This is a genomic window from Pseudomonas sp. CCOS 191 (assembly GCF_001007005.1).
In the GTDB taxonomy this organism is placed as follows: Bacteria; Pseudomonadota; Gammaproteobacteria; order Pseudomonadales; family Pseudomonadaceae; genus Aquipseudomonas; species Aquipseudomonas soli.
Genome location: NZ_LN847264.1, coordinates 3,873,787 through 3,898,912, shown reverse-complemented (window position 1 = coordinate 3,898,912; position 25,126 = coordinate 3,873,787). Strand labels below are relative to the sequence as shown.

Here is a 25,126-nt window from a genome sequence, read left to right as displayed (position 1 = left end):
CATGGAGAGTGACCTATGCCCAAGACCCCCTTTACCTTCAATTTGTCCCCGCAAGGCAAGCTGCGCTGGGCGATCGCCAGCCTGCTGCTGGCCACCAGCCTGCCCCAGGCGCTGGCCGGCGGCGTGGTGGTCGCCCCCGGGCCTGGGGGCACGGCGCAACTGCAGACTCAGGGCGGCGTGCCCATCGTCAATATCGTTGCCCCCAACGGCGCGGGCCTGTCGCATAACCAGTTCCTCGACTACAACGTCGACCGCCAGGGCCTGGTACTGAACAACGCCCTGCAGGCCGGGCACTCGCAGCTGGCCGGCGAGCTGGCGGCCAACCCGCAGTTCCAGGGCCAGGCGGCGAGCGTGATCCTCAATGAAGTGGTCAGCCGCAATGCCTCCGCCATCAATGGCGCCCAGGAAATCTTCGGCCGTGCCGCCGACTACGTGCTGGCCAACCCCAACGGCATCTCGGTCAATGGCGCCAGCTTCATCAACGCGCCCAACGCCAGCCTGGTGGTGGGCCGCCCCGAACTGGAAGCGGGCCGGCTCAAGGCCCTGGGCACCCAGGACGCCAGCGGCCAGTTGCAGGTGCAGGGCGCCGGCCTGCGCAACGACGGCGGTTCGGTCAACCTGATCGCCCCGCGCATCGACAGCCAGGGCCGCCTGGATGCCCAGGACCAGCTCAACCTCACCGTGGGCCGCAACCAGGTGGATTACGCCAGCGGCCAGGTCAAGGTGCTCGACGGCGGCGCGGCCAGCGGCGAGCAGCGTATCGACGCCAGCCTGTTCGGCGCGATGCAGGCCGGGCGCATCAATATCGTCAGCACCGCGCAGGGTGCCGGGGTGCGGGTCGGGCCGGGGCAGATCGAAGGCCGCGACGGCGTGCGCATCGACTCGGCGGGTGATTTGAACATCAGCGGCGCCGCCGTGGCCGACTCGCTGCAAGCGACCCGCGCGGGCGTGCGCAGCAGCCAGGGCGATGTGCAACTGCGTGGTGCCCAGGACCTGACCCTGGCCGCCGCCGACGTGGCCGGGCGCGACGTCAAACTCGATGCCGGGCGCAACCTCACCCTGAGCACCGTGCAAAGCCGCAAGCTCCAGGAAAAACGCGAGAACTGGCGCAGCGGTGCACTGGGCATCGATTGGGAAACCTACCAGCGCACCCAGATCGACAGCGATACCCGCGAGCATGGGGTGCAGGTCGTGGCCCAGCGTGATGCTCGGGCGAATGCCGGCCATGATCTCACCGCCAATGCCGCCAGCATCGAGGCTCCGGGTCAACTGAGCCTGAACAGCGGTGGCGACCTGCGCCTGACCGCTGCCACCGAACGCCAGGTCAACAGCGACCAGGGCAAGCACACCAAGGGCTTCTGGAAGGCCGACTGGGACAACCGCAGCGAAACCCAGCGCAGCGTCACCAGCCAGCTCAAGGGCGGCGATATCGAACTGCGGGCCAAGGCTTCGGTGCTGGCCGAAGGTGCCCAGCTGACCAGCGGCCAGGACATCCGCATCGCCGGCAAGCAGGTGCAGATCAGCAACGCCTCGCGCACCGACCAGCGCGACAGCCAGAACCAGCAGAGCAAGTTCTTCGGCGTCAGCCACAACGAAGCCAAGCAGAACAGCCGGGAAAGCACCGCCGTGCGCAGCGAGCTGGTGGCCGGTGGCAGTGTCGGCCTGAACAGCGCCGAAAGCATCGAGGTGGTCGGCTCCACGGTCAAGGCCACCGGCGCGTTGAACGCCGACGCGGCGGGCGACCTGAAGGTCGCCTCGGCCCAGGACACCCGCGAGCACGGCAGCGCCAGCAGCAGCCGTGGTTTCGTGGCCTCGGCCAAGGAGACCGCGCCGGGCTCGGGGCAGTATCGCGCCGGCGTCGGCTATGCGAGCGATCGCCAGAGCGCCACTGGCAGCCAGGTCAGCCAGCAGGGTTCCAGCCTCAGCGGCAGCGAGGTTCAGCTGACCGCCGGCGCTGACTTGACCATCAAGGGCGCAGCGGTGAAGTCCACCGCAGGCGACACCACCCTGGCCGGCAAGCAGGTGTCGTTGCTGGCCGAGCAGGACAGCCGCAGCGAGTCCCGCGACAGCAGCCACACCGGGGGTGGCGTCTACCTCACCGCCGGCCTCGACCGTGCCGGCGCCGGGGTCGACTTCGCCCATGGCACCCAGCAGGACACCTCGAACAGCAGCACTGCCAAGACCACCGGCATCGACAGCGCCGGCAGCTTGACCATCAAGGCCGACACCCTGGCCAGCGAAGGCGCGCAGGTCAACAGCGCCGGCACCCTGAGCGTCAGCGCCAACCAGGTGGACAACCGCGCGGCTCGCGACACCACCAGCAGCAGCCACCAGCAGAGCAACTGGACGGCGGATGTCGGTGTCAATGTCGAGTACAAGGACATCGCCCGGCCGATCGCCGGGGTGGTCAAGGATGTGGTGGACGGCAAGGTGTCGGTGAAGGACGCGCTCGACGGCAAGTTGCCGCTGGGCGATGTCAAGGACGTGCTTGCGGGCAAGACCTCGCTGACCGACGCCCTGGGCAAGCTTGGCACGCCGAACCTGGGCGTCGACCTGGCCGTGGGCCATGCCAGCCAGCAGCAGGGCGAGCAGACCGGCACCGCGGTGGTCAGCCAGTTCAACGGCCAGGGCGTCCAGCTGGATGTGGCCGGTGCGCTGAAGGACCAGGGCACCCAGTACAACGCCAACGGCGGCGCGCTGAACGTCAAGGCCGGCACGTTGCAGGCCGACGCGGCCAGCAATACCCACAGCCGCAGCGAGCAGCAGGTGAATGCCGATGTATCCGCCCGGGTCTACACCAAGACCGGCGAGGACCTGAATGTAACCGCCAGTGGTTCGGGGGGGAGCAAGAGCCTGGCCGAAGACCGTTCCACTGCCGTGGTCGGCACCTTCACTGGCAATCAGGGCCTGAACATCCAGGTCGGCGGCGATGCCCGCTTCGAAGGCAGCCGCCTCGACGGTGGCCAGGGCGCGGTGGCCGTCAACACTGGCGGCAAGCTGGCCCTGGAGCAGGCCAGCAACCATGAGCGTCGCGACACCAGCAGCCTCGGTGGCAGTGCTTCGCTGACCGTGGGCACCTTGCCGGTGGGGGACAAGGTCGACCTGGGCGCAGGGTTGCAACTCGACCATGCCGGCGAACACAGTGCCGACAGCAAGGCCCAGGTGGCGAGCATCAGCGGCAGCGGCCCGGTGCGGTTGGGCAGCGGTGGCGACCAGACCTTGCAAGGTACGCGCATCGACGCGGCGGGCCCGGTCGAACTCAAGGCCGGTGGCGCTCTCGACCTGCAGGCCGCCAGCGACACCCGGACCGTCAGCGGCAGCCACCTGGGCGGCGGCCTCAATCTCGGCGGCAAGGCAGCCACCGGTGAGCAGGGCCGCGACCTGAGCGGCAAGCTGGGCGGCAACTTCAATATGGGCCAGACCAACGAACGCTCGCAGACCCTGAGCGGCGGCCAGTTGAACAGCCACGCCAATGTGGACCTGGCCGGCCAGTCGGTGCATCTGCAGGGCACGCAGGTCGCAGCTAGGGGCATCAACGTCGGCGCAGACGAGGGTGGCCTGGCGCTGGAGTCGGCGCAGTCCACCCAGAGCCGCAACAACTGGGGCGTCGAGCTGAAGGCCGGCGGCAACCTGAGCCGCAATACCCCGGCCGACGCCGACAAGCAGGCCACTGCGTCCCATGACTTCGACCTCGGCGGCAAGGTGCATGTGGATCATCTGCAGGGCACCACCCAGCAGAACAGCCGGATCGCCGCCGACACGGTGGCGTTGAACAGCATGGGCGCGGCGCAACTGAGCGGCGCCCGTGTCGAAGGCCAGCACATCGGCGGCAAGCTCGACGGCGGGCTCAGCATCCAGGAACGTCAGGACACCACCACCTCGGTGCGTCTCGACCTGGGCGCCGGCCTGGTCGGCAAACCGGGCGAGGCCAAGGAGGGCGAAGCCAAGCCCGCCTTCGGCTACACGCCGTCGTTCAACGCGCAGGGCGAGTTCCTGCGCAAGGCCGGGGTCCAGGAAACGTCGCAGATCGCGGCGCAGCGCGAGCTGGGGCTGCAGGTCAAGGGCGTGGAGCAGGGCGGGAACACGGTCGGGGCCGAGGTGAAACCGCTCGGTTACCAGGTCAAGGCCACCCTCGACCTGCCCAAGCTGCCTGAAGCCGGCCTGCCCAGCGTGTCGCTGGATGACGGCAAGCTGAAGGTCGGGCCGGTGACGGTCGAAGGTCAGCTTGACGGCCTGATCAACAAGGGCTGACGGGGCCGCCCTGCGGTCTATCGCGGGGCAAGGCTTTTCAAGGTGTTCGACGTTAGAGTTGCCGCGCCTGTGAGATCGAGCGCCGCCCGCGCGGCGCATCGCGGATGAATCTGCTCCTACATTTGTTGCAACGTGGCCATGCCTGATGGGCCATGGTTGTTAGCCTTGTGTGCTTGACGCGATTTTTCGGTGGGCATTGTTGCCGCCCCACCTGTCTCAAGCCTTGCGCCAAGGCTGGCAGCCATGGCCTGACAGGTTCGGTACGTTGCAACGAATGTAGGAGCGGATTCATCCGCGATGCGCCGCGCGGGCGGCGCTCGGTCTGCTAGGCGCCGCAAGGGTTGCGACGAGCACCTGGCAACCCTGATGTGATCCCTACCACGTCCGAGGATCTTCAAAGGCCTGCGCTGAAGGGGCCTTGCAGGATTGTCCGATCCCACCCCCCTCGCTGGCCGCCAATGCCCTGAACCGCCAGCCTGTTCCCGCCTTACTGTTGCCCCTACCCACCACAAGAAAACGCCGTGCCCAAGCACGGTAGAAGAGGGGAGCACCATGCCGCTTTTTCCACCGCTGCTGCGCGCAGCAGCCCTGACCACCCTGGCCCTGCTGCTCGGCGGTTGCCGGGACGACAGCGAACCCGCCGCCACCCAGGCCGCCCCCGCCGACCCGGCGTTGGCCGCGCTCTATGCCAGCACCTGCAAGACCTGCCACGCCAACCCGGCTTCCGGTGCCCCCCTGGCCGGCGACACGGCGGCCTGGGCGCCACGTCTTGCCCAGGGTACCGACCGCCTGCTCGACCACAGCATCAACGGCTACCAGGGCATGCCGCCCATGGGCCTGTGCATGCAGTGCTCCGAGGCACAGTTCCTGGCCCTGATCGGCTACATGGCCGGCCAGCCCCTCCACTGAACGCAAGGTATCCCCATGGCGATCCACCTCTCTCGACGCCGCTGGCTGCAACAGGCGGGCGCGGCCTGCGCCTTGCTGGCGCTGTCCGGCAACCCGGCGCTGGCGCAGCTGTTGCGCGCGCCACGGCTGATTCCCTGGCGCAACTGGTCCGGCGCGCAGAGCTGCTTGCCCGAGGCGCGGCTGGCGCCGCAGAGCCTGGACGAGCTGGTCCAGGTCATCGGCCAGGCCACCGGCAAAGTGCGCCCGGTCGGCTCGGCGCATTCCTTCAGCGCCCTGGTGCCAACCGATGGCACCCTGGTGTCGCTCGGTCACTTCAGCGGCTTGCTCGATCACGACCCCGCCACGCTGCAGGCCGAATTCGCCGCCGGCACGCCGATGGCGTTGATGGGCGCGGCGCTCAAGGCGGTGGGCCAGGCGCTGCCGAACATGGCCGACATTGATTACCAGACCCTGGCTGGCGCGATCGCCACCTCGACCCATGGTACCGGCGTCGGCTTCGGTTCGTATTCTTCACGGGTCAGCGGTCTACAACTGGTCACGGCCAGCGGTGAAGTGCTCGACTGCGACAGCCGCCGGCACCCTGAAGTGTTCGCTGCGGCGCGGGTGTCCCTCGGCGCATTGGGCGTGGCCACGCGGATCCGCCTGCAGAACCGCGAGGCCTTCCGCTTGCGCGAGCGGCAGTGGATCGCCCGTACCGACGAATTGCTGGAGGAGGTGGAAAAGAACACGCGCGAAAACCAGCACTGGGAAATGCTGGTGATCACCCACTCCGACTACGCGCTGTCCATCGCCCTCAACGAAACCGAGGATGGACCGACCGCCGCCCGGGACCCGGCGAGTGAAGGCGGCAATGAGTTCGTCAGCCTGATCGAGAAGCTCGACAAGTACGGCAGTGACTTTCCCGCCGCGCGGCGGGCGTTGCTCAACAGCCTGCGGCATGTCGCCAGCTTCGACGAACGGGTCGATGACTCGTACGCGATCTTCGCCAATGTGCGCAACGTGCGTTTCAACGAGATGGAGTACTCGGTGCCCGCCGAGCAGGGGCCGGCCTGCCTGCGGGAGATCCTCGCGCTGATCCGCGAGCGCGACCTGCGCACCTGGTTCCCCATCGAGTACCGCTACGTCAAGGCCGACGATATCCCGCTGAGCATGTTCGAAGGGCGCGACAGCTGCTCGATCTCGGTGCACCAGCACTACAGCATGGACCACCACAACTTCTTCGCCGCCATCGAGCCGATCTTCTGGAAGTACGCCGGGCGCCCGCACTGGGGCAAGCTGCACACCCTCAATGCGCGCACCCTGCAACCGTTGTATCCGCGCTGGAAGGACTTTACCGAGGTGCGCCAGGCGCTGGACCCGACCGGCAAGTTCCTCAATGCCCACCTGGCCTCGATCCTGGGCGTAGCCCACTAGGAGGTGTAGATGAACAGACGCAGATTCCTGGTTGGCGCCGCCGGTGCCGGCGTGCTGCTGGCCGCCGCCGGCGCCTGGCTGCGCCCCGGCGCACAGGGCGCGCCGCACAGCGACTATTTCGCCAGGCTGCAGCGCGAACTGCGCGAGCACGGGCCGATGCGCCCGGTGATGCTGATCGACCTCGACCGCCTGGACCACAACATCGACGTGGTGACCCAGTCGGTGCGCCGCGCCGGCAAGCACCTGCGCCTGGTGGAAAAGTCGCTGCCTTCGCCGCAGTTGCTCGACTACATCGCACGGCGCGCAGGCACTAGCCGTTTGATGTCCTTCCACCAGCCGTTCCTCAACCATGACGCCGTGCGCTTTGCCGAGGCCGACATCCTGCTCGGCAAACCGTTGCCGGTGCGTTCGGCGCAGTTGTTCTACGAAGCGCACCGCGGCGCTTTCGATCCGGCCAGGCAGCTGCAATGGCTGCTCGACACCCCCGAGCGCCTGCAACAGTACCTGGCGCTGGCCCAGGGGCTGGGCACACGGCTGCGGATCAATATCGAGCTGGATGTCGGCCTGCACCGTGGCGGGGTAAAGGATGTGGCGGAGCTGGAGCGGATGCTCGCCATCATCGCCGCCAACCCCCGGCACCTGGCCTTCGCCGGCTTCATGGGCTACGACCCCTTTGTCGGCATGGGTGTGCCGGGCATCCTGGGTTCACCCGAGGCGCTGTTCGCCAAGGTCATGGGCGCGTATGACGGTTTCGTCGAGCATGCCCGTAGCCGCTATCCCGGGCTGTGGCGCACGGACCTGACGCTCAACACTGCCGGCAGCCCGAGCTATCGCATGCACGAGCACGAGCGCACCAGCAGCGAGGTGTCGGTGGGCTCGGCATTGCTCAAGCCCAGCCACTATGACCTGCCGTCGCTGCAGGACCACATGCCTGCGGCTTACATCGCCACGCCGGTGATCAAGCGCACGGGGGCGGTGCAGATCCCGGCGCTGGACGGCAAGTCGGCGTTGTTCGCCTGGTGGGACCCGAATCAGCGCGAGACCTTCTTCATCTACGGCGGCAACTGGCTGGCCGAGCCGGAGTCGCCCCGGGGCCTGCGTTTCAACGGCCTGTACGGGCGCAGCTCCAACCAGGAAATGCTCAATGGCTCGGCCGCGGTCGGGCTGCAGGTCGACGACCAGGTGTTCCTGCGACCGACCCAGTCCGAGGCGATCCTGCTGCAGTTCGGCGACCTGCTGGCGGTGCGCGAGGGGCGGATCGTAGAGAGATGGCCGGTATATGCGTGAGCCCTTTCAGGGGGTTCGACATAAGCGTTGCAGCGCCTTTGAGATCGAGCGCCGCCCGCGCGGCGCATCGCGGATGAATCCGCTCCTACATTCGTTGCAACGTACCGAACCTGTCAGGCCATGGTTGCCAGCCTTGGTGCAAGGCTTGAGACAGGTGGGGCGGCAACAATGCCCACCGAAAAATCGCGTCGAACACACAAGGCTAACAACCATGGCCTATCAGGCATGGCCACGTTGCAACAGATGTAGGAGCGGATTCATCCGCGATGCGCCGCGCGGGCGGCGCTCGATCTCGAGAGCACTGCAAGACTATCGCCTTGCACCTAGCAGGAGCATCACAAACTGAACGGCAAGCTCAGCTTGACCCACAGCATCTCGCCCTCCGGCCTGTTCCGCACCGCGAACTCCTTGGCCCAGCGCGCCTCGATGCTGGCGTACTCGAGGAAGGTGTAATGCAGCGCCGGGCCGATGGCGAACACCTGGCCACGCACACCGTCATCGACATCCTCGCCCATGAAACTCACGGTTCGGCCGAACTGCTTGTCGTCGGTGGTCTGCTTCACGTAGTAGCCATTGACCCCCAGGCGCAGGTTGTCGGTCACCCGGTAGCTGGCTGAATAGTCGAAATGGAACAGCTGGCCCGAGCGGTAGTCGGTGTCGTGATTCTCTTCATTGAAGCTGTAGGTAGCCTTGACCGACAGCTCGCTGCGTTCGCTGGGCAGCCAGGTCGCCGACAACAGAGGCTTGTAGGTGTAGAAGTTGTTGCTGGTGTTGGCCAGGCGCGTGGCTTCGTAATCCCCGGTGGGCAGGGTGATCTCCAGTGCCGCGCCCAGGGTCAGGCGTGGGCCGAGGTCCCAGAGGATGATTGGTGCGACCGTAACGTCGCCCTGGCTTTCGTGGCGGCTGCGCTGGCCGAACATCGCCACTTGCTGGCGCATGTAGGGCTGCGCCACGTAGCCGCCGAGCCGACCGCCGAACACGCGCAGCGGGCTGAGATAGTCCAGCCGCGGGATGATCGCGTCGGAGGTGATCTTCACCTGCGGGACCTTGCCACCGAGCGAACTGATATCCAGCTTCCGCGCCTGGTAGTGGTTGTAGTACAGGTTGAAGGCGAACATGTGCTCCGGCAGTTGGTCGACGTTCAGCGGCAGGACGAAGAAACCGTCGGTGCCGGGGCCGATGTTATCGACACCGTTCTCGGTGGCGTGGGCCGGGAGTGCGAGGCTGGCGCTGAGCATGCAGGCGGCTGCCGGGGGCAGCCAGGGGCGGCGGGTCGGGGTCATGGTCGGGCTCGTTCTTGTTGTTGTGGGCGAGCGGCGTCGGCCGCCCTATACAAATAAGCGCTGGCCGCCCGGGGATGCAGGGCCGTACCGGCCAGGCAGGGGGGCTTTGCCGGACACCCTGCAATATTTTGTTACTCTCGCCGCCAGGGCCTTCCACTGCGCGATATGATGACGGCGCCGAGCGCAGCCCCGACAACAAGAATCCAGGCGTCTCGGTTCGGGAGTCGTCGCCATGCCCCATACCCCCCTCGACCCGCAGCTGGACCAGGCGCTGGCCTCGCCTTTCATGCTGCAGACGCTGATCCAGCTCGCCAGCGACCGTGGCCTTGACGGCGAGCGGCTGTGTCGCGGCCTGGGCTTCACCCCCGGCGAGCTGCAGGACCCGGCCCAGCGCATCGCCTGCCGTCAGGCGGTGACGCTGATCCGCCGCACCCTGGAGGCCCTGCCCGGGCAGGGGCTGGGACTATGGGTCGGGCATCGCAATGTGCTGGGTACCTTGGGCCTGCTGGGGCATGTGCTGTCGTTGTGCCGGACCCTGCGCGATGCCTTCGAGGTGGGCGCGCGCTACCAGCACACCAGCGGCGGCATCGCGGTATACAGCCTGCATGAGGGCGAGCGGGAGACCTTCGTCGAGGTCGAATGCCGGTTGCCCTATGCCGATATCCAGGTGTTCGCGGTGGAAGAGTTCTTCGCCAGCCTGATGGTCTACAGCCGGGCGCTGATCGGCACCGGCTTCGCGCCGCTGCGCTTCGAGTTCACCCATGCCGCGCCGGCCTACCTGGAGGCCTACGCTTGCCTGTTGGGCCCTGAGGTGGCGTTCGGTTGCCTGCACAACCGCATGGTGATCGCCAGCCACTGGCTGGACCAGCCCTTGCCAGGTCATCAGCCCGTAGCCTTGCGCCAGGCACTCACGCTGCTGGAGATGGAATGCGCGCCGCTGCAGCACAAGGCCAGCCTGCTGCAGACCGTGGAGCGCGCCATCGCCCGCGACTTGCCCCAGGGCTGCCGTATCGATAGCGTCGCTGCTGACCTGAACATGAGCAGTCGCACCCTGCGCCGGCATCTGAACGAGCACGGCATGACCTTTGACGGCTTGCAGGAGCAGGTGCGCCAGGCGCGGGCGATGAGCCTGCTGGGCAACCCGCGGATGGCCATCGAGCGCATCGCCGAGACGCTGGGCTACAGCGATGTGCGCGGTTTTCGCCGGGCGTTCAAGCGCTGGACAGGGCTGAGCCCGACGGCCTGGCGCGAAAGCCCTCCTTAGACGACTTCGCTCAGACCGCCGAAAACACTGACCCGGTAATCCGTTCGCTCAACAGCTCCAGAACCCGCAACCCCGCCAGCGAGTTGCCCGAGGCGTTCAGCGCCGGCGACCACACGCAGATGCTGTAGCGCCCCGGCACCACCGCGACGATGCCGCCGCCCACGCCGCTCTTGCCCGGCAGGCCGACCCGGTAGGCGAAATTGCCGGCCTCGTCATACAGCCCGCTGGTGGCCATGATCGCGTTCACCTGCTGCGCCTGACGTGGGCTGAGCACTTGTTCACCGCTGTGCGGGCAGTAGCCGCTGTTGGCCAGGAAGGCGAAGCCACGGGCCACGTCGGCGCAGCTCATCGACAGCGCGCAGTGGTGGAAGTAGCTGCGCAGCACTGCGTCGACATCATTGTGGAAGTTGCCGAAGGCCTGCATCAGGTAGGCCATGGCCGCATTGCGCGCGCGGTGCTGGTACTCCGACTCGGCCACCACCGTGTCGCTGACGATACGCGGGTTGGCCGCCAGGCGGCGGACGAAATCGCGCATCGACAGGGTAGGTGTGGCATAGCGCGACTGGTTGATGTCGCAGATCACCAGCGCCCCGGCATTGATGAACGGGTTGCGCGGCCGGCCCTTTTCCACCTCCAGCTGCACCAGCGAGTTGAACGCCTGCCCCGAAGGCTCGTAGCCCAGCCGCGACCAAATGTCCTCGCCGCTGTGATTGATCGCCTGCACCAGGCTGAACACCTTGGAGATGCTCTGGATCGAGAACGGCGTGCGCGCGTCCCCGGCGCAGTGCAGCTGGCCGTCCAGGCTCTGCACGGCGATGCCCAGCTGGTTGGGGTCGACCTGGGCGAGGGCGGGAATGTACTGCGCCACCTGGCCCTGGACGAGCCGGGGGCGGACGTGGTCGAGGATCTCTTGCAGGAGTGCTTGCATCGGAAAACCTGGTGCGGAGGAAAGACGCGGTCGAAACCGTTCAGGTAGACGATGGTCGCTGGCTGCGGAGCACATCTGCCCGCGTCGACTCTTGTGATGATGCGTAACCTGCAGGCGCAGGCTTGCCCCGCGCCTGCAGCGACCGCGCTTTACGCGTTGGAGGTTGCCTCGAACGCCGTGGCGTACTGCACACTGCCCTGCGGCACATCACCGCTGAAGGCCAGGGCCTGGAAGTACTCGGCAGGCACCCCCGGCAAGGTCAGGCCCGGCTGGGCCTTGAAGCCGAAGCGGGCATAGTAGCGCGGGTCGCCCAGCACCACGCAGCCCTGGCCGCCCAGCCCATGCAGCCGGGCCAGCGCGGCATTGATCAGCGCCGAGCCGATGCCTTGCCCCTGGCGCGCCGGCGACACCGACACCGGCCCGAGGCCGAACCAGCCGCTGGCGCCCGACGCCAGGGTGACCGGGGAAATCGCCACATGGCCGACGACAGCGCCGGCTTCCACGGCCACCAGCGAGACAGTGAGCTGCCCCGCCCGACGCAGCGCCGTGACGATGAACTGCTCGGTGTGGCTGCTGTGCTCGGCGTCGGCGAAGGCGGCTTCGGTCAGTTGGCCGATGGCGTCGATGTCTTCAGGGCGTTCGTCGCGCAGGGCAATGCCATTGTCCAGGTGCCTGCGCGTGTCGGCGTCGATCAGGCCGCGCAGGGCCTCGAACAGCGGTGTGGCGGCGGTGTAGCGTTTGCCGTAGTTGAGGTTGAAGGCGTAGTCGAAGCCCGGTGGGTTGCGGCCCTGGTTGTGCTGCAGCAGGGTTTCCAGCTTGTCGAGGGCCTTGACCGCCTGGGCTTCGGCGGACGTCGCGGCTTCGTAGTCTTCCCACAGCCCCATGATCTCCTCGCGCAGGGGCGCATCCAGGCTCGCCATCAGTTGCAGCAGGTCGTCGCGCTCCTGCTGGCTCTTGTCGGGGAAACCCTGCTTGCTGACGGCGGGCACGTCGCCGCTGATGGCCTCGCCGAGGTCGTGGACCAGGCACATCTTCAGGACCTTGAGCAGGTCGAGGTCGCCCAGTTCGTCGGCGAAGGTGATGGCCATCAGGCACAGCCGCCAGGTGTGCTCGGCGGTGCTTTCGGCACGGCCGCTGGAGGTATGGGCGCTGCGCAGCACGCTCTTGAGTTGTTCGGCCTGGCGCAGGAAGTCCAGGCGGTTCTGCAGTTTTTCGATGTTCATGGTGACTCCATGTCCTGGGGCGGGTTCAGCGTGTCTGCATGATGAACAGATGATACCCGTACTCGCCCAGGTGGTTTTGATGGATCTCGAGTTCGCGCCGGATGTCGGCCAGGGCCTGGGAGGCGAACGTGTCGTTTGCCAGGGCGGCCACGCGTTCGCGCAGCGGCTCCAGATAGTTGGTCCAGGCCTGCGCGCTCAGAGGGAAGTGCAGCAGGCAGCGATAGCCTTGGCGGGTGATGGCGGCCAGGCGGGTGTCGACGCTTTGCAGGTCCGGGTAGGCGGCTTGCCAGAAGGCCTCGGCCGTTGGCGCTAGCCTGTCGGCCACTCGCACCAGGTCGCTGACCACCAGGCAACCCTGGGGCTCGATGAAGGTGCGCCAGTACGCCAGGGCGTTGTCGAAGCCCATGATGTAGGCGCAGCCCTCGGCCCAGATCGTGTCGAAGCGCTGGGGGGCGAATGGCAGATGGGTCATGCTTGCGCACAGCGGCGTGACGCGCTCCTGCAGGCTTCTGGCGGCCAGGGTTTCCCGCAGGCAGCCGAGGCTGTGTTCGTCGTTGTCCAGCGCGGTGATCTGCGCCGCACTGTGTTCGGCCAACAGCACGCTGGTGGCGCCACGGCCGCAGCCGATGTCCAGCAATGTCGCGGGCGGGCGGGGCAGGGCGCGCAACGCTTTCAGCGAATCCTGCGCCGAGCCTGGCCCAAGGTGCTTCAGGCCTTCGACAATGCGTTCGAAGTCGGCCATGTAGTGTTCGTGCTGGTTCATGTCGCGCGAAAGCCATTTCAGGCGCAGGGCCTGTTTTTCACTGAAACCTTGCCTGCGCAGCCACGCCAGGTGGGCGCCGGGCGCCTGCTGCTCGAGGGCCTGGTGCCAGGGGCGCATGGACGACAACCCAAGCATGGCCGCGAGCAGTTCACGCGAGCGCTGCCGGGCGGCGATCTCCTCGTCGAGGCTGCGCAGACGTTCGAGCAGGGCCGGCCGGTCGAGTCGCGCCTCCAGACACGCCTGGCATTCCTTCAGGCTCAGGCCGCCGGCCTGCAGCTGTTGCAACAGGCGCAACTGCTGCAGGTCCTGCTCATGGTAGAGGCGATAACCATTGGCCTGGCGCCGTGAGGTGACCAGCCCGAGTTTTTCGTAGTAGAGCAGCGTGGAGCGGCTGAGTCCCACCTTCGCCGCCAGTTCGGAAATGCGATACACCTGTCTTCCCCTCATGCAATGGGGCGATGATGAACCCTGAAGTTATAGACAGGTAAAGCGAATTTCCACAGAGGGTATCCTGATTCAGCGCCACGCCCGTTGCCTGGCCAGCACCGATGCCGGCGTTTCCCCCACCAACTCGGTATACAGGGCTGGCGCGGTGGCCCCTTCGGTGCTGATCAGCAATACCCTCGAATCGCGCCCGAGGCCTACCTGGGCCGCCAGCGCAGGCACCGCCATCAACCGCGCCAACCCTGCCAACCCGGCAACCGCCGACTCACCCGCCAGCAACGGAATATCCCGAGCACTGCCTTGCGCCAGGCGGCGCATCGCCGCGATGGCATCGCTGTCATCCAGGGTCATGAAGAAGTCGACACTCGGCTGCAGGAACCGCCATGCCAGCGGTGAGGTTTCCCCGCAGGCCAGCCCGGCCATCAACGAGTCCACCGAGCCGCTGGCGGCACGGGGCTGGCCGGCCATGGCGCTTTGCAGCAGGCAGTCGGCCTGCTCTGGTTCGACCACGATGAAAGTCGGGCGCTGCTCGCCCATCAGCTCCCACAGGTAGCTGACGATGCCCGCCGCCAAGCCACCCACGCCTCCTTGCAGGAACACATGGGTGAAGGCCGGATCTTGTCCACTGGCCTCGACCAGTTCGGCGACGAGGGTTCCGTAACCCTGCATCACATCGCCGGGGATCTGTTCGTAGCCATCGTAGGACGTGTCTGAAACCACCTGCCAGCCGTGGGCCTGAGCCAAGGCCGCGGCGTGCGCCACCGAGGCGTCGTAGTTGCCCTCGACCCGTACGATCTGCGCGCCGTAGGCGGCAATGGCCTGTTCGCGCTCCACGCTGACGTGGGCGTGCAGGACGATGACGCAGCGACACCCCACGCTCTGCGCGGCGGCGGCCAGGGCGCGGCCATGGTTGCCATCGGTGGCGCTGACCACGCTGAAACCGGCCAGCTGGCTGGCGTGCCGGCCGGCGAACAGGTCGGCGGCGGTCAAGCCTTGCCCGGGGAAGGTGCGCAGGATCAGGCGCACCAGGGCGATGGGCGCCCCCAATGCCTTGAAACTGCCCAGGGGTGAGCGCACCGATTCGTCCTTGACCCGCACCTGGCCGACACCCAGTTCGGCGGCCAGGTCAGGCAGGTCGTAGAGTGGCGTGCCGGTGGCACGCAGTTGCGGCCAGTGCGCCAGCCATTGGCGGCTCTCGTTTGCCTGGCCGATGTTCATCAGGGCTTGCAGGGCACGAGGGTAGGGCGTGCGGGTGGCGTTGGGGTTGGCGAAAAGCATGTGATTCTCCAATAGGCAGAGCAACAGGGCGGGATCAGCGTGTGGGGTTCAGCCGTGTGGTGACCACGTCCAGCAACACCCGCGCGCCGTCGAGCAACTGGGCGTCGTCGGTATGCTCGCGGGGGTTGTGGCTGATACCGCCCTGGCTGGGCACGAAGATCATCGCCGCCGGGGCGATGCGCGCGATCATCTGCGCGTCGTGCCCGGCGCCGGAGGTCATGCGCCGATGGCTCAGGCCCAGGCGCCGGGCGCTGGCCTCGATGGCTTTGGCCAGCGCGGCGTCGAATGTCACCGGCTGGAAACGCACCAACTGCTCGGTTTCGAGGGTGACCCCTTCGGCTTCGGCAAGCGCCCGGAGTATCCGCGCCAGGTGCGCCTCGGCCTGTTGCAGGCGCTGTTCGTCCGGGTCGCGCAGGTCGACAGTAAAGGTGGCGCGGCGTGGGATCACGTTGATCACGTCGGGTTCGAAACGCATGCAGCCGGTGGTGGCCAGTGTCGTGCCGCTATCCCGGGCCAGGCGCCGCAGCTCGGTGACCGCGGCGCAGGCGACGAAGCCTGCGTCGTGGCGCAAGCGGGTCGGGGTGGTGCCGGCGTGGTTGGCGTTGCCTGTTACCGTCACCTGCTGCCAGGAGATCCCTTGCAGGTTCTCGACCACCCCGATCTGCGTTTGCTCGGCTTCCAGTAGCGGCCCCTGTTCGATATGCAGCTCGAGGTACTCGTGGGGCATGATGGCGCCAGGCTCCATGTTGCCGGCGTAGCCGATGCGTTGCAGCTCGTCACCCAGGCGTGTGCCATCGGTGCCGAGGGTGTCCAGCGCTGTCTGCAGCGCGAGCCCGCTGGCATGCACCAGCGAGCCCATCATGTCCGGCTGGTAGCGCACACCTTCCTCGTTGCTGAAGGCCGCCACGGTAATCGAGCGTGCGGGCGTCACGCCGGCCTCGCGGTAGGCCCGCTGTACCGCCAGCCCGGCCAGTACGCCGTAGCAGCCGTCCAGGGCGCCGGCATTGGTGACGCTGTCGATATGCGAACCGATCATCAGCGGTGCGGCATCGCCGGGCGCGCGTAGCGTGCCGAAGATATTGCCGATGCGATCAATAGCGACTTCCAGTTCGAGCTCGCGCATCCACGCAACCAGTTGGTCGCGGCCGGCCTTGTCGGCGTCGGTGAGGGCGATACGCGTGCGGCCTCCGTTTTGCGCATCGGCGCCGATCTCGCCCAGTGCACGGATCTGTTCCAGCAGTTTCGGGCCGTTCAGGTGCAGTTTGCTCATGCGCTTCTCCAGGGCCTCATTCATGCGGTGTGGGTGAAATGATATTTGCTTGTGGTGAACTGAAAGTTTGATTTTCAGGCAAAAAGCGTAATCTCATTGCAGTTGCATACGCCTGACAGGACCCAACCTACATGAGCCTTGACCCCTTCGATCGCGCACTGCTCGACGCCGTGCAGCGTGATGCCAGCACTTCCCAGATCGACCTTGGCGTGCAGGTGAACCTGTCGTCGGCTGCGGTTAACCGTCGGCTGAAGAAACTCACCCAAGACGGCGTGATCCAGCGCACCGTGGCCCAGGTCGCCCCGCTGGCGCTGGGTTACACGCTGACGGTGATCACCGAAGTGGAGGTGGAGAATGAGCGTCTTGACCTGCTCGACGCCATGAAACGCACCTTCATGGCCTGCCCGCAGGTGCAGCAGTGCTATTACGTGGCGGGGGCATGCGACTTCGTGCTGATCATGCTGGTGCGGGACATGGCGCAGTACACCCAGTTGACGCGGGAGCTGTTCTTCCAGAGCAATAATGTGAAGCGCTTCAAGACGCTGGTGTCGATGAGCAATGTGAAGACCGGGTTGCAGGTGCCGGCGACCTGAGACGAGCTCAGGCCACGCCGATCTCATCCATGAAATCGTCCAGGAACGACGCCAGCCGTTCATGCCGGAGCGTCGCCAGCCGAGCCCCTTCGACAGTCTGGAACCCCGAGGCGAGCTTTAGCAGCTTGGTGTGGAAATGCTCGATGGCGTACCGGTTGTCCTGGTGGTCCCGCCCTTCGGCAGTGGGATTCTCGAAGTCGTACAGTGACGAGCCCATGCGGCCTGCGACATAGAAACAACGGGCGACGCCCACCGCGCCGAGGGCATCGAGGCGGTCGCTGTCCTGGAGGATCTTCGCCTCCAGGCTCAGCGGCGCGATGCCCGCCGAGAAACTGTGGGTCTGCACCGCATGGGCCGCTTGTTCGACGCGTGCCGATGGCCAGCCCATGTTGGTGAGGATCGCAGCGGCCCGCTCGGCCGAGAGCGTCGAGGCCTGGCTGCGCAGAGGCGAGTTCTTCTCCACCGCCACGCAGTCGTGCAGCACGGTGGCGGCGAGCAGCACTTCGAGGTCGCCACCTTCCTTGGCCTGGATGCGCCGGACGTTGCTCCACACCCGTTGCACATGGGCGAGGTCGTGGGAGCCATCGGTACAGGCGTCGGGCAGGCAGGGCAGCAGTTCGTCCGCCAGGGGCTGCAGGGGAAAGAACGGCGTGTTGGCCATCGAGCGGGCTCCATCGATCAGGGTAGGGGCTGAACATCGGTTCGGCGCGGCAACGGTACACCAATCGTCGCTGGCCCGGGCAGGGCGTGCGGTCAGCGGCAACACAGGCAACCGCTGATCAGCGGTTGATCGGGGTCGTTTTCCACGAAGGTGACCATGACTTCCATGCCCGTGTGCGGCGGTGTGCTCGCACAGCACCAACTGGAGGACGCGCTCAGCCAGCAACTGCTCTTGTCGTCGAACCAGTCTTCGCGGTCCCAAGGGAACTTGACCTGTATCTTTGCCAGGCGCCGGTCACGCTGGGACATCTCGTCTTCCACCGCGATGACGACAGCGGTCTGGTTGCCGGGTAGCTCAGGTTTGCGGTGAGTCAACGGCTGACGGTACGACGTATCCCAGGGAACAGCCATGAAGTGGTTGCGGTATCCCTGAGCAACGTCATCCACCTGGTCAGTGGCGCCGGGCTCAGCGGCTATCCGTTGTTGCCTGCCCTGGTGAATGACCCGCGTCAGGAGCCACGGGGCGTTCCACGCCTGGCGCGGGTGCCCGCAAATGTCCAGCACATGGCCACTGGCCAAATGGGTCTGGTCACTTTGCCCTTCAGCTTGATGATCCGCCAGGCCACGAAAATCGAGCGGATTGTCGCCGTCCTGGTTGCAGGCGGCAGGTTGCCCCAACCTGGGGAACACCGCCTGGTCATCACCGAACACCAGCACATGGCCCTGGGCACTGTGCTGGAAATGGAAGTGGATGCCTTCTTCCTCGCACAGGCGCTGAATGAAGTGCAAATCCGTTTCGTCGTATTGGGTGCAGTAGTCGCGCTCGGGGTAAGTCGAGCCTAGATGAAACCGATAAGCGTCGCCGACGATCCCGTGCTCTTCCAGGATCAAGGCAACGATGTTCGGTACCGAGAACTGTTCATAGATTCTCTGGTTGATGCGGTGGCGCAAGTAGGAAAGGTGCGGTACCAGGGTCATGCTGTAGCGCTTCGAGCCTTGTGCATTACCGCTTTGAGCGATGTGGTAGACCCGGCTATGAATGCCGTTGCCATTGTTGTCGAAGGACAGGAAAGCCTCACGGTCGAAAAGGCATTCGAGATCCAGGTCAGCCCGCTCGGCGATCAGCTCCACATTGAAGAAGTACGGCCTGCCGAGCGCTTCCTCCCCCTTGAATGCGAGCACGTGGAAAGCGTGATCGATACCGTCGATCGTCAAACTGAATCGAGTTTGTTGGGCTGGGCTGAACATCCACTGTTCTCTTTTCAAGGTCGGACTCAATTGAGCAACAGGCATTGGCGCGCAGCGCGCTGCACGCCAATGGACACGATCAAGGGCTGGCATGGGGTAGCAGGCACCCCATTACTTCAGATCACACACCGCTTTTCACTTTGGTCCAGACCCGGGTGCGGATCCGCTCCAGTTTCAACGGCAGTGGCTCAAGTGGAATCAGCGTGGATATCGTCGTGGCGTCCGGGTAGATCCAGGGATTGTCGCGCAGTTTCTGCTCGACAAACTCGGTGGCGTCCTTGTTGGCGTTGGGGTACAGCGTGTGGTTCGAGGTCTTGGCAATGACTTCTGGCCGCAGCATGTAGTTGATGAACGCCATGCCTTCCTTGGGGTGAGGGGCGTCTTTGAGCAGTACCAGGTTCTCCGACCAGACCAGCGCGCCCTCGCGCGGCAGGCTGTAGGAAATCCGGCGCCCGGTGTTGGTCTTCTCGTTCAGGGCCTGTGCCGCAAGGGCACCATTGGCCCAACCGACAACCGCGCAGATATTGCCGTCAGCCAGGTCGGTGTCGATTCGCGAGGAGTCGAAGTAGAGGACGTAGGGGCGTATCTTCAACAGCAGCGCCTGGGCTTTCTGGTAGTCGTCCGGGTTCTTGCTGTTGCTGGGCAGTCCCAGGTAATGCAAGGCAATCGAGATGATCTCGCTCGGGGAATCGAGCATCGCCACGCCGCAGGATTGCAGCTTGCTGATGTTCTCTTCCTTGAAGATCAGGTCCCAGCTGTCCACCGGCGCCTGTTCACCCAATGCCGCTTTGACCTTGTCGACGTCATAGCCGATGCCGGTGGTGCCCCACAGGTAGGGCACCGCGTAACGATTGCCAGGGTCATTGACCGCGACCTGGGCCAGCAGCGCAGGGTCGATATGCGCCAGGTTGCTCAGTTGCTCACGGTCCAAGGGCTGCAGCACGCCCGCCTGGATCAGGCTGGGCAATACGTTGGAGGTGGCCACGACCACGTCATACCCCGTGCGCCCGGCCATTACCTTGCTCTGCATGATGTCGGCGCTGTCGAATGCATCCATGCGCATCCGCGTGCCGGTTGCCTGCTCGAAGGCCTTGGGAGTCTCTGGCGCGAGCAGCCCGAACCAGTTGTACAGGTGCATGCCGGGCTGGGCCGCGGCCACCGAGGTGCTGATTGCCGCTCCGAGCAGCGAGGCGGCAAAAATGGTTCGCAAACGTGACGTTCTCATGCAACATCCTTATCGAAACGATGTATCTTCTGGCCCGTCCTGGGCCCAGACAGCGACTATACCGGGCAGGCCCGGATAGTAAATACCTCCGATTACGTAGCGCTGACCTGCTAATTCCTAACCCAAAAGGGGTAGAAAATGCCGTTCGACCTTCATGGCCTGGCGTGGCACCGTTCGATCGGCAAGCTGATCATGCAGCTGGACCGCCCCGCGTTCTGGAGTTCGTTGGTGCGGGTATTGAATGAGTATGTGCAGATCGACAACTGGGTGGTGCTGATCTTCAGCCAGCAGCAGGTGGACGTGGTGGCTCTTCCTGAAGTGGCCGATGCGCAGGAGGTCGATGCGTTCATTCATCGCTATGTGAAGGGGCTTTACCTGCTGGACCCGTTTTATATCGCCAATCGGGAAAACCCGCAGAGTGGCTTCTTTCATCTGCTGGACATAGCGCCGGAATACTTTGTCGAGACTGAATACTATCAGCAGTATTTTGCTCACTATATTTCGGCGGATGAAGTCCAATACAACGTCCAGCTCGACCCCGACAGAACATTGTGCATGTCCATAGGCAGCAAGGTTCGTTTCAGCCAGGAGCAAATTACCCTGCTCGATATCATCAAGCCCTGGGTGACTGCGCTCATGCACCAGCGCATGGCCTTTGAAGTCGATGCGAACGAACACCTTGCCGAGCCACTGTCATGGCCGGAAACGGTTGCGCAGCTGGCCACGCAGATCACCGCGCGCGAGAGCGATGTGCTCAGGTTGCTGCTGAGTGGCTTCTCCAACAAGGAAGTGGCCGGCAAGCTGGCGCTCTCGGTGGAAACCATCAAGGTGCATCGGCGTAACCTCTACGCCAAGTTGAATGTCCGGTCACAATCCGAATTGTTCGCCCGGTTTCTCATGCCAAAGCAGGACGCCCTTGCTGCGCGGTGAGGTCAGTTGTCGGTATTGACCGCACGTTCAAAGACTGCCTGTTGTTTCGCCGGCTGGCTGGGCGAGAAATGCTGTTATCAGTGAAGTGACCTGCTGCTGGATCACTTCGCGGGCGCGGCCGTTATCGCCGTCCAGGCAAATGATGCCATCGCCGGGCACTTCTGCTTCGAGCAATGACTGTGCGCCAGGCTTGCACAGCGACATGAAGGTAAAATGGCTTGCGTCGCCGATCTCGACGTAGCGGCTTGACGCCGCGGGCAGGCGTTTGGCCAGGTTGGCGGACTCAAGCTCGGCGGGAAGTTCCCGCGAGGGGACGCCGGCGGCGATCACCAGCGCTGGTACGGGCAACGTGGCCAGGCTTTCATCGGTGAGGCCCCGTGAAAGGCCAAGGTCCAGGCTCACCACAGCGCTGACGCGTTCATCGCGCAGATTGGCGCCGAGCGCGGTCTTCGCCTCTGGCGTGCCTGCCGGCTTCATCTGCTCATAAACGGAGCAGCTGGACAGCTGCGGGTGGGCGTTGCAGTCGTGGGCAAAGCGATCTGGATCGAAACGCGCACCGGCGATTTCCAGTGCGGTCCAGCCACCGAGTGAATGGCCCACCACGGCAATGCGGCCAGCGGCGACCCTGCCGAACTTATCCGGTTGAGCCGTGACCCGATCGATGGCGCGGCGCAGGTCAACCGGCCGCTGCCATAACTGCGCGGCAGCTTCTGGGCTGCGGTCATGGGTCGTGCTGCCAGGATGATTGACTGCGGCGACGATGTAGCCCTTGTGGGCCAGGGCACTGGCGAGCCATGCCTGGTTGCTCCAGTTGCCCCGATAGCCGTGAGAGAGCACCACCAAGGGGTGTTCGCCGCTGGATGGCGGTGCGTCAGGAACGGCAGCGACACCGGCAAACAGCGCATTGTCGGCGATCAGTTGCGCGGTGGAGGTCGCTGCGGTCGGGTACCAGACAACCATCTGCAGTGGGCGCCCAGTGTGCGAATCCTGCAGTGTGGAGGATTGGAAGCCGATGGCGTTCTCATCGGCAAAGGCAAGCGTCGTCAGGCAAGCCGACAACAGTGCGCCAAAAACTGTTTTCAATCTCTTTTCTTCCTTGAATGAGTGCGTGTCATGCCGGGGTGGACGCAGGTCCTCTGCGACAGATAGTCGTTTTACCTCAGAGCGCGTACTGGGCGATACCGTTGCCGAACGACCAGTTCTCCTTGCGCACTTCGACCAGGTTGATGAACACGTCCTGCGGGCGGACCCCGGCCTCGCGTTCGAAACCTTCGGCGATCGCCTGGTACAGCGCCTTCTTCTGCTCCAGGGTGCGGCCTTCGCTGAGGGTGATCTGGATGAATACCTGGCCGTCGGAGCGCTGGATGCCCAGGTACTGAGGGTCGAACACCAGGCGATCACCGTCGTGCTCGGTCAGGACCTGGAAGTTGTCGTGCTCGGGGACATTGATCGTGCGCCGCAGGCAGGCGTAGACGATCTGGCCAAGCGTGCGCAGGTGAGTCGGGTCGGGGTGGCGCTTGATGTCGATGCGTACCAGGGGCATGTGGACTCCTTGGGCTATGCCAGGCGAGACGCAGAAGCTGGTAGAAAAGGATCGGGGCAGGGCAGAGCCCGGCATGGCGCCGGGCTCTTGAAGGCATTACTGAGGCAACAGCTTGTGGGCGCGTTCGCTGGCGTTATTGAAGACCTCGATCAGTCTTTTCGCCAGTGCGTCTTCGATTGCCGCGGCGGTGAGCAGGCCCTGGGTGAAGCCGATGCCCTGGTCCTTGGCAACCGCCAGTTGCTGGCTGTTCTCCGCTTCGGCCAGGTCGCCCAGGTAGTGGGCAGCGCGGAAGGCGTAGCGCTCGGGGAGGGTCAGCTGTTCAAGCTCCTTCAACGAGAGGGCGAACTGGCTGGCGGCGGCGGGTTTCAGGCTGAGGTGCTCGAACTGGAGCAGGCTCAGGCGATCGGTAGTCAAGGCGAATCTCCGTTTCTTTGCGGGAATACCCGGTTACTGTCCTGCCTTTTGCCGGTCAGCGCAAGGGTGGCCAGGGCGGTGGCGCGAAAAGAATTACCCTGACGCGGTCACGGGAGAAGCGCGTGCCATGCGCCGCGCAGGCAGCCCTGGGCGCATCCTCTGCTTGGCGCGCATGCTAAAACGTTCTAGCCTTCGCGTTTTGCTCATTGCCGTAAGGAATACCCGCATGACTCCCACCCTCAGCCGCCGTCGCGTGCTCCAGGGCGCGCTCGGCTGCTCGGCCCTGCTGGCCCTGCCAACCTGGGCGGATGACCCGCTGCGCAAAGCATTGCAGCAACTGGAGGCCACAACCGGCAGCACGATCGGCCTGTGGGCCCTGGACACCGGCAGCGGCCAGCAACTGGCCTGGCGCGCCGAGGAGCGCTTCGCGTTCTGCAGCACCTTCAAGGCCGTCCTCGCCGGCGCCATCCTGCACCGCAGCCAGGCCGAGCCGGGCTTGCTGGAGCGGCGTATCGCCTACGGCGCCGAACAGCTGGTGGTGTATTCCCCGGTCACCGAAAAGCACGTCGGCGCCGGCATGACCGTCGCCGGGCTCTGCGCCGCCGCGGTGCAGTACAGCGACAACACCGCCGGCAACCTGTTGCTCGAGCTGGTCGGTGGCCCACCGGGGCTTACGGCGTTTGCCCGGAGCCTGGGTGACCCGACGTTCCGCCTCGACCGCAACGAACCGACGCTCAATACCGCCTTGCCGGGCGACCCGCGTGACACCACCACGCCCCTGGCCATGGGCGTGACTCTGCAGCGTCTGTTGCTGGGCGACGGCCTGGCTGCTGCCGAGCGTCAACAGCTGCAGGATTGGCTCAAGGGAAACACCACGGGCGATGCCCGTATCCGCGCCGGCGTGCCGAAGGATTGGGTGGTGGGCGACAAGACCGGGTCGGGTGACTACGGCGTGGCCAACGATGTCGCGGTCATCTGGCCCAAAGGCCGGGCGCCGTGGATCGTGGTGGTGTTCAGCCGTGGAGCCAAGGCGGATGCGCCATGGAACAGCGAGACGATCGCGGCAGCCACGCGGGTGGTGGTGGAGGCCTGGAAGGGCTGAGCAATCGCTCGGACCATTACCCAAACGCGTGGCCCGAACGCGTGGGAGCGGGCTTGCCCCGCGATGAGGTCGGCTCACCCCACGCGTACGCGCCGCCGTTTCTTGAGGTACATCTGGCTATCGGCGTGGCTGAGCAAGGTGTCGGCATCCTCGCCATCGCTGGGGTAGCAGGCCACGCCGATGCTGCAGGAGGGCATCCTGACCTCGCCGAACTCGGCGCCGAGCGGTTGCTCCATGACCCTGGCGATCTGCTCGACCATCTCGTACACGGCATCCTCCGAGAGCACGTCGGTCAGCAGCACGATGAACTCGTCGCCGCCGATCCGCGCCACGGTGTCCGCCGCCTGCACGCTGTCCTGCAGCCGGCGGGCGATGGTGCACAGCACGCGGTCGCCGGCGGCATGGCCATGCACATCGTTGATGCCCTTGAAATCATTGACGTCGAGAAACAGCAAGGCCAGCTGCCGGTGCTGCTGGCGAGCCATGCGCAGGGCCGTGGCGAGGCGGTCGTTGAACAGCGAGCGGTTGGTCAGCTTGGTCAGCGGGTCGTGATGGGCGAGGAAGCGCAGTTCCTGCTCGGCCTGGGTGAGGGCGGTGATGTTGCGGGCCACACCGATCCGCGCCCCCACTTCGTCGGACCAGAACGCCGCCCAGAGGATATGGACCACCTCGCCATCCTTACGGATATAGCGGTTGCGAAAGTCGAAATGGGCGTTGCCGTTCATCACCTGGACGATCGAGGCACGGGTGGCCTCCAGGTCGTCCGGGTGCATGTAGCGGGTGATCGGGGTGCCGGTCAGCTCGTCGGCGCGGTAGCCGAGCAAGGCCTTGCAGGCATCGCTCACGAACACGATGGTGTCGTCCCGGTCGACCACGAACACGGTGTCCAGCATCAGGTGGATCAGCCTGGGGTAGAGCGCTTGCAGGTCGACGGGCATAGGGCGGGGGTGTCCGATACGGGTAGCCCGGTCATGGTCCGATCACGCAGGGCGGCCGCGCGATGTCCTGCAAGCCGCCGTGGGCCGCTTGCCGCGCCCGAGCAGCATACACAGGGTCGGGGGCGGGGCACTACCGGTACGCAAGCAAAATGGCGGCTGC

The 25,126-nt window shown here is 65.5% G+C and carries 21 protein-coding genes and 1 pseudogene; 8 read left to right on the top strand and 14 right to left on the bottom strand.

Translation table 11 applies throughout. The features are described from left to right. The first annotated feature begins 15 nt into the window (after positions 1-15). The 4 genes from CCOS191_RS17245 (at position 16) to CCOS191_RS17230 (ending at position 7,860) form a co-directional block, all read left to right on the top strand. Positions 16-4,251 (top strand): hemagglutinin repeat-containing protein, encoded by a 4,236-nt coding sequence (locus tag CCOS191_RS17245; protein ID WP_046856263.1) that lies wholly within the window; start codon positions 16-18, stop codon positions 4,249-4,251. 552 nt (positions 4,252-4,803) lie between these two features. Further along, positions 4,804-5,160 (top strand): c-type cytochrome, encoded by a 357-nt coding sequence (locus tag CCOS191_RS17240; RefSeq protein WP_046856262.1) that lies wholly within the window; start codon positions 4,804-4,806, stop codon positions 5,158-5,160. An 81-nt stretch (positions 5,161-5,241) separates the two neighbouring features. Further along, a complete protein-coding gene (locus CCOS191_RS17235; protein ID WP_172670927.1) occupies positions 5,242-6,573 on the top strand; it encodes a D-arabinono-1,4-lactone oxidase in 1,332 nt (443 codons plus the stop codon). A gap of 9 nt (positions 6,574-6,582) precedes the next feature. Then, positions 6,583-7,860, top strand: a complete 1,278-nt coding sequence (locus tag CCOS191_RS17230; RefSeq protein WP_046856260.1) for a DSD1 family PLP-dependent enzyme — start codon at positions 6,583-6,585, stop codon at positions 7,858-7,860. A gap of 335 nt (positions 7,861-8,195) precedes the next feature. Here CCOS191_RS17230 and CCOS191_RS17225 read toward each other — a convergent pair whose 3' ends face one another. Further along, complete coding sequence (locus CCOS191_RS17225; protein WP_046856259.1) at positions 8,196-9,143, bottom strand: SphA family protein; 948 nt, start codon at positions 9,141-9,143, stop codon at positions 8,196-8,198. A gap of 232 nt (positions 9,144-9,375) precedes the next feature. On the opposite strand from CCOS191_RS17225, the gene CCOS191_RS17220 reads away from it, so the two are divergent. Continuing rightward, positions 9,376-10,407, top strand: coding sequence for an AraC family transcriptional regulator (locus CCOS191_RS17220; RefSeq protein ID WP_046856258.1), 1,032 nt, complete (start codon positions 9,376-9,378; stop codon positions 10,405-10,407). Positions 10,408-10,417: 10 nt separating this feature from the next. Here CCOS191_RS17220 and glsB read toward each other — a convergent pair whose 3' ends face one another. The 6 genes and pseudogenes from glsB to CCOS191_RS17195 all read right to left on the bottom strand — a co-directional run bounded on the left by glsB (position 10,418) and on the right by CCOS191_RS17195 (position 16,313). Continuing rightward, positions 10,418-11,335, bottom strand: a complete 918-nt coding sequence (gene glsB / locus CCOS191_RS17215; RefSeq protein WP_046856257.1) for a glutaminase B — start codon at positions 11,333-11,335, stop codon at positions 10,418-10,420. Positions 11,336-11,484: 149 nt separating this feature from the next. Beyond that, the gene (locus CCOS191_RS28470; RefSeq protein ID WP_231867517.1) at positions 11,485-11,991 is read right to left on the bottom strand and encodes a GNAT family N-acetyltransferase; all 507 of its coding nucleotides are present in this window, start codon (positions 11,989-11,991) and stop codon (positions 11,485-11,487) included. 9 nt (positions 11,992-12,000) lie between these two features. Next, positions 12,001-12,558 (bottom strand): annotated as a pseudogene (locus CCOS191_RS28465) (HD domain-containing protein); the annotation flags it as partial. 25 nt (positions 12,559-12,583) lie between these two features. Continuing rightward, complete coding sequence (locus tag CCOS191_RS17205) at positions 12,584-13,753, bottom strand: MerR family transcriptional regulator (RefSeq protein ID WP_046856256.1); 1,170 nt, start codon at positions 13,751-13,753, stop codon at positions 12,584-12,586. Positions 13,754-13,837: 84 nt separating this feature from the next. After that, a complete protein-coding gene (locus tag CCOS191_RS17200) occupies positions 13,838-15,043 on the bottom strand; it encodes a diaminopropionate ammonia-lyase (RefSeq protein ID WP_046856255.1) in 1,206 nt (401 codons plus the stop codon). 34 nt (positions 15,044-15,077) lie between these two features. Beyond that, on the bottom strand, positions 15,078-16,313 hold the full coding sequence (locus CCOS191_RS17195; RefSeq protein ID WP_156177639.1) for a Zn-dependent hydrolase: 1,236 nt from the start codon (positions 16,311-16,313) through the stop codon (positions 15,078-15,080). 131 nt (positions 16,314-16,444) lie between these two features. Between CCOS191_RS17195 and CCOS191_RS17190 the strand changes: the two genes are divergently transcribed. After that, entirely contained in the window at positions 16,445-16,906 is a 462-nt protein-coding gene (locus CCOS191_RS17190) for an Lrp/AsnC family transcriptional regulator (protein WP_046856253.1), read from the top strand. 7 nt (positions 16,907-16,913) lie between these two features. On the opposite strand, the gene CCOS191_RS17185 is transcribed toward CCOS191_RS17190, so the two are convergent. The 3 genes from CCOS191_RS17185 to CCOS191_RS17175 form a co-directional block, all read right to left on the bottom strand. Beyond that, positions 16,914-17,567, bottom strand: a complete 654-nt coding sequence (locus CCOS191_RS17185; RefSeq protein WP_046856252.1) for an HD domain-containing protein — start codon at positions 17,565-17,567, stop codon at positions 16,914-16,916. Positions 17,568-17,659: 92 nt separating this feature from the next. After that, on the bottom strand, positions 17,660-18,814 hold the full coding sequence (gene tssI, locus CCOS191_RS17180) for a type VI secretion system tip protein TssI/VgrG (RefSeq protein WP_046856251.1): 1,155 nt from the start codon (positions 18,812-18,814) through the stop codon (positions 17,660-17,662). A 121-nt stretch (positions 18,815-18,935) separates the two neighbouring features. Then, positions 18,936-20,039 (bottom strand): polyamine ABC transporter substrate-binding protein, encoded by a 1,104-nt coding sequence (locus CCOS191_RS17175; RefSeq protein ID WP_046856250.1) that lies wholly within the window; start codon positions 20,037-20,039, stop codon positions 18,936-18,938. A 138-nt stretch (positions 20,040-20,177) separates the two neighbouring features. Here CCOS191_RS17175 and CCOS191_RS17170 point away from each other — a divergent pair, with 138 nt between their 5' ends. Further along, positions 20,178-20,969, top strand: a complete 792-nt coding sequence (locus tag CCOS191_RS17170; RefSeq protein WP_046856249.1) for a response regulator transcription factor — start codon at positions 20,178-20,180, stop codon at positions 20,967-20,969. A gap of 27 nt (positions 20,970-20,996) precedes the next feature. On the opposite strand, the gene CCOS191_RS17165 is transcribed toward CCOS191_RS17170, so the two are convergent. The 3 genes from CCOS191_RS17165 to CCOS191_RS17155 form a co-directional block, all read right to left on the bottom strand. Next, entirely contained in the window at positions 20,997-22,052 is a 1,056-nt protein-coding gene (locus CCOS191_RS17165) for an alpha/beta hydrolase family protein (protein WP_046856248.1), read from the bottom strand. Between the two features lie 76 nt (positions 22,053-22,128). Continuing rightward, on the bottom strand, positions 22,129-22,512 hold the full coding sequence (locus tag CCOS191_RS17160) for a tautomerase family protein (RefSeq protein ID WP_023632461.1): 384 nt from the start codon (positions 22,510-22,512) through the stop codon (positions 22,129-22,131). A gap of 96 nt (positions 22,513-22,608) precedes the next feature. After that, positions 22,609-22,926: a hypothetical protein gene (locus CCOS191_RS17155; protein ID WP_046856247.1), complete on the bottom strand. Its 318-nt coding sequence runs from the start codon at positions 22,924-22,926 to the stop codon at positions 22,609-22,611. Between the two features lie 226 nt (positions 22,927-23,152). On the opposite strand from CCOS191_RS17155, the gene bla reads away from it, so the two are divergent. After that, a complete protein-coding gene (gene bla, locus CCOS191_RS17150; protein ID WP_082120450.1) occupies positions 23,153-24,028 on the top strand; it encodes a class A beta-lactamase in 876 nt (291 codons plus the stop codon). A gap of 74 nt (positions 24,029-24,102) precedes the next feature. On the opposite strand, the gene CCOS191_RS17145 is transcribed toward bla, so the two are convergent. After that, on the bottom strand, positions 24,103-24,966 hold the full coding sequence (locus tag CCOS191_RS17145) for a sensor domain-containing diguanylate cyclase (protein ID WP_046856246.1): 864 nt from the start codon (positions 24,964-24,966) through the stop codon (positions 24,103-24,105). Between the last annotated feature and the right edge of the window lie 160 nt (positions 24,967-25,126).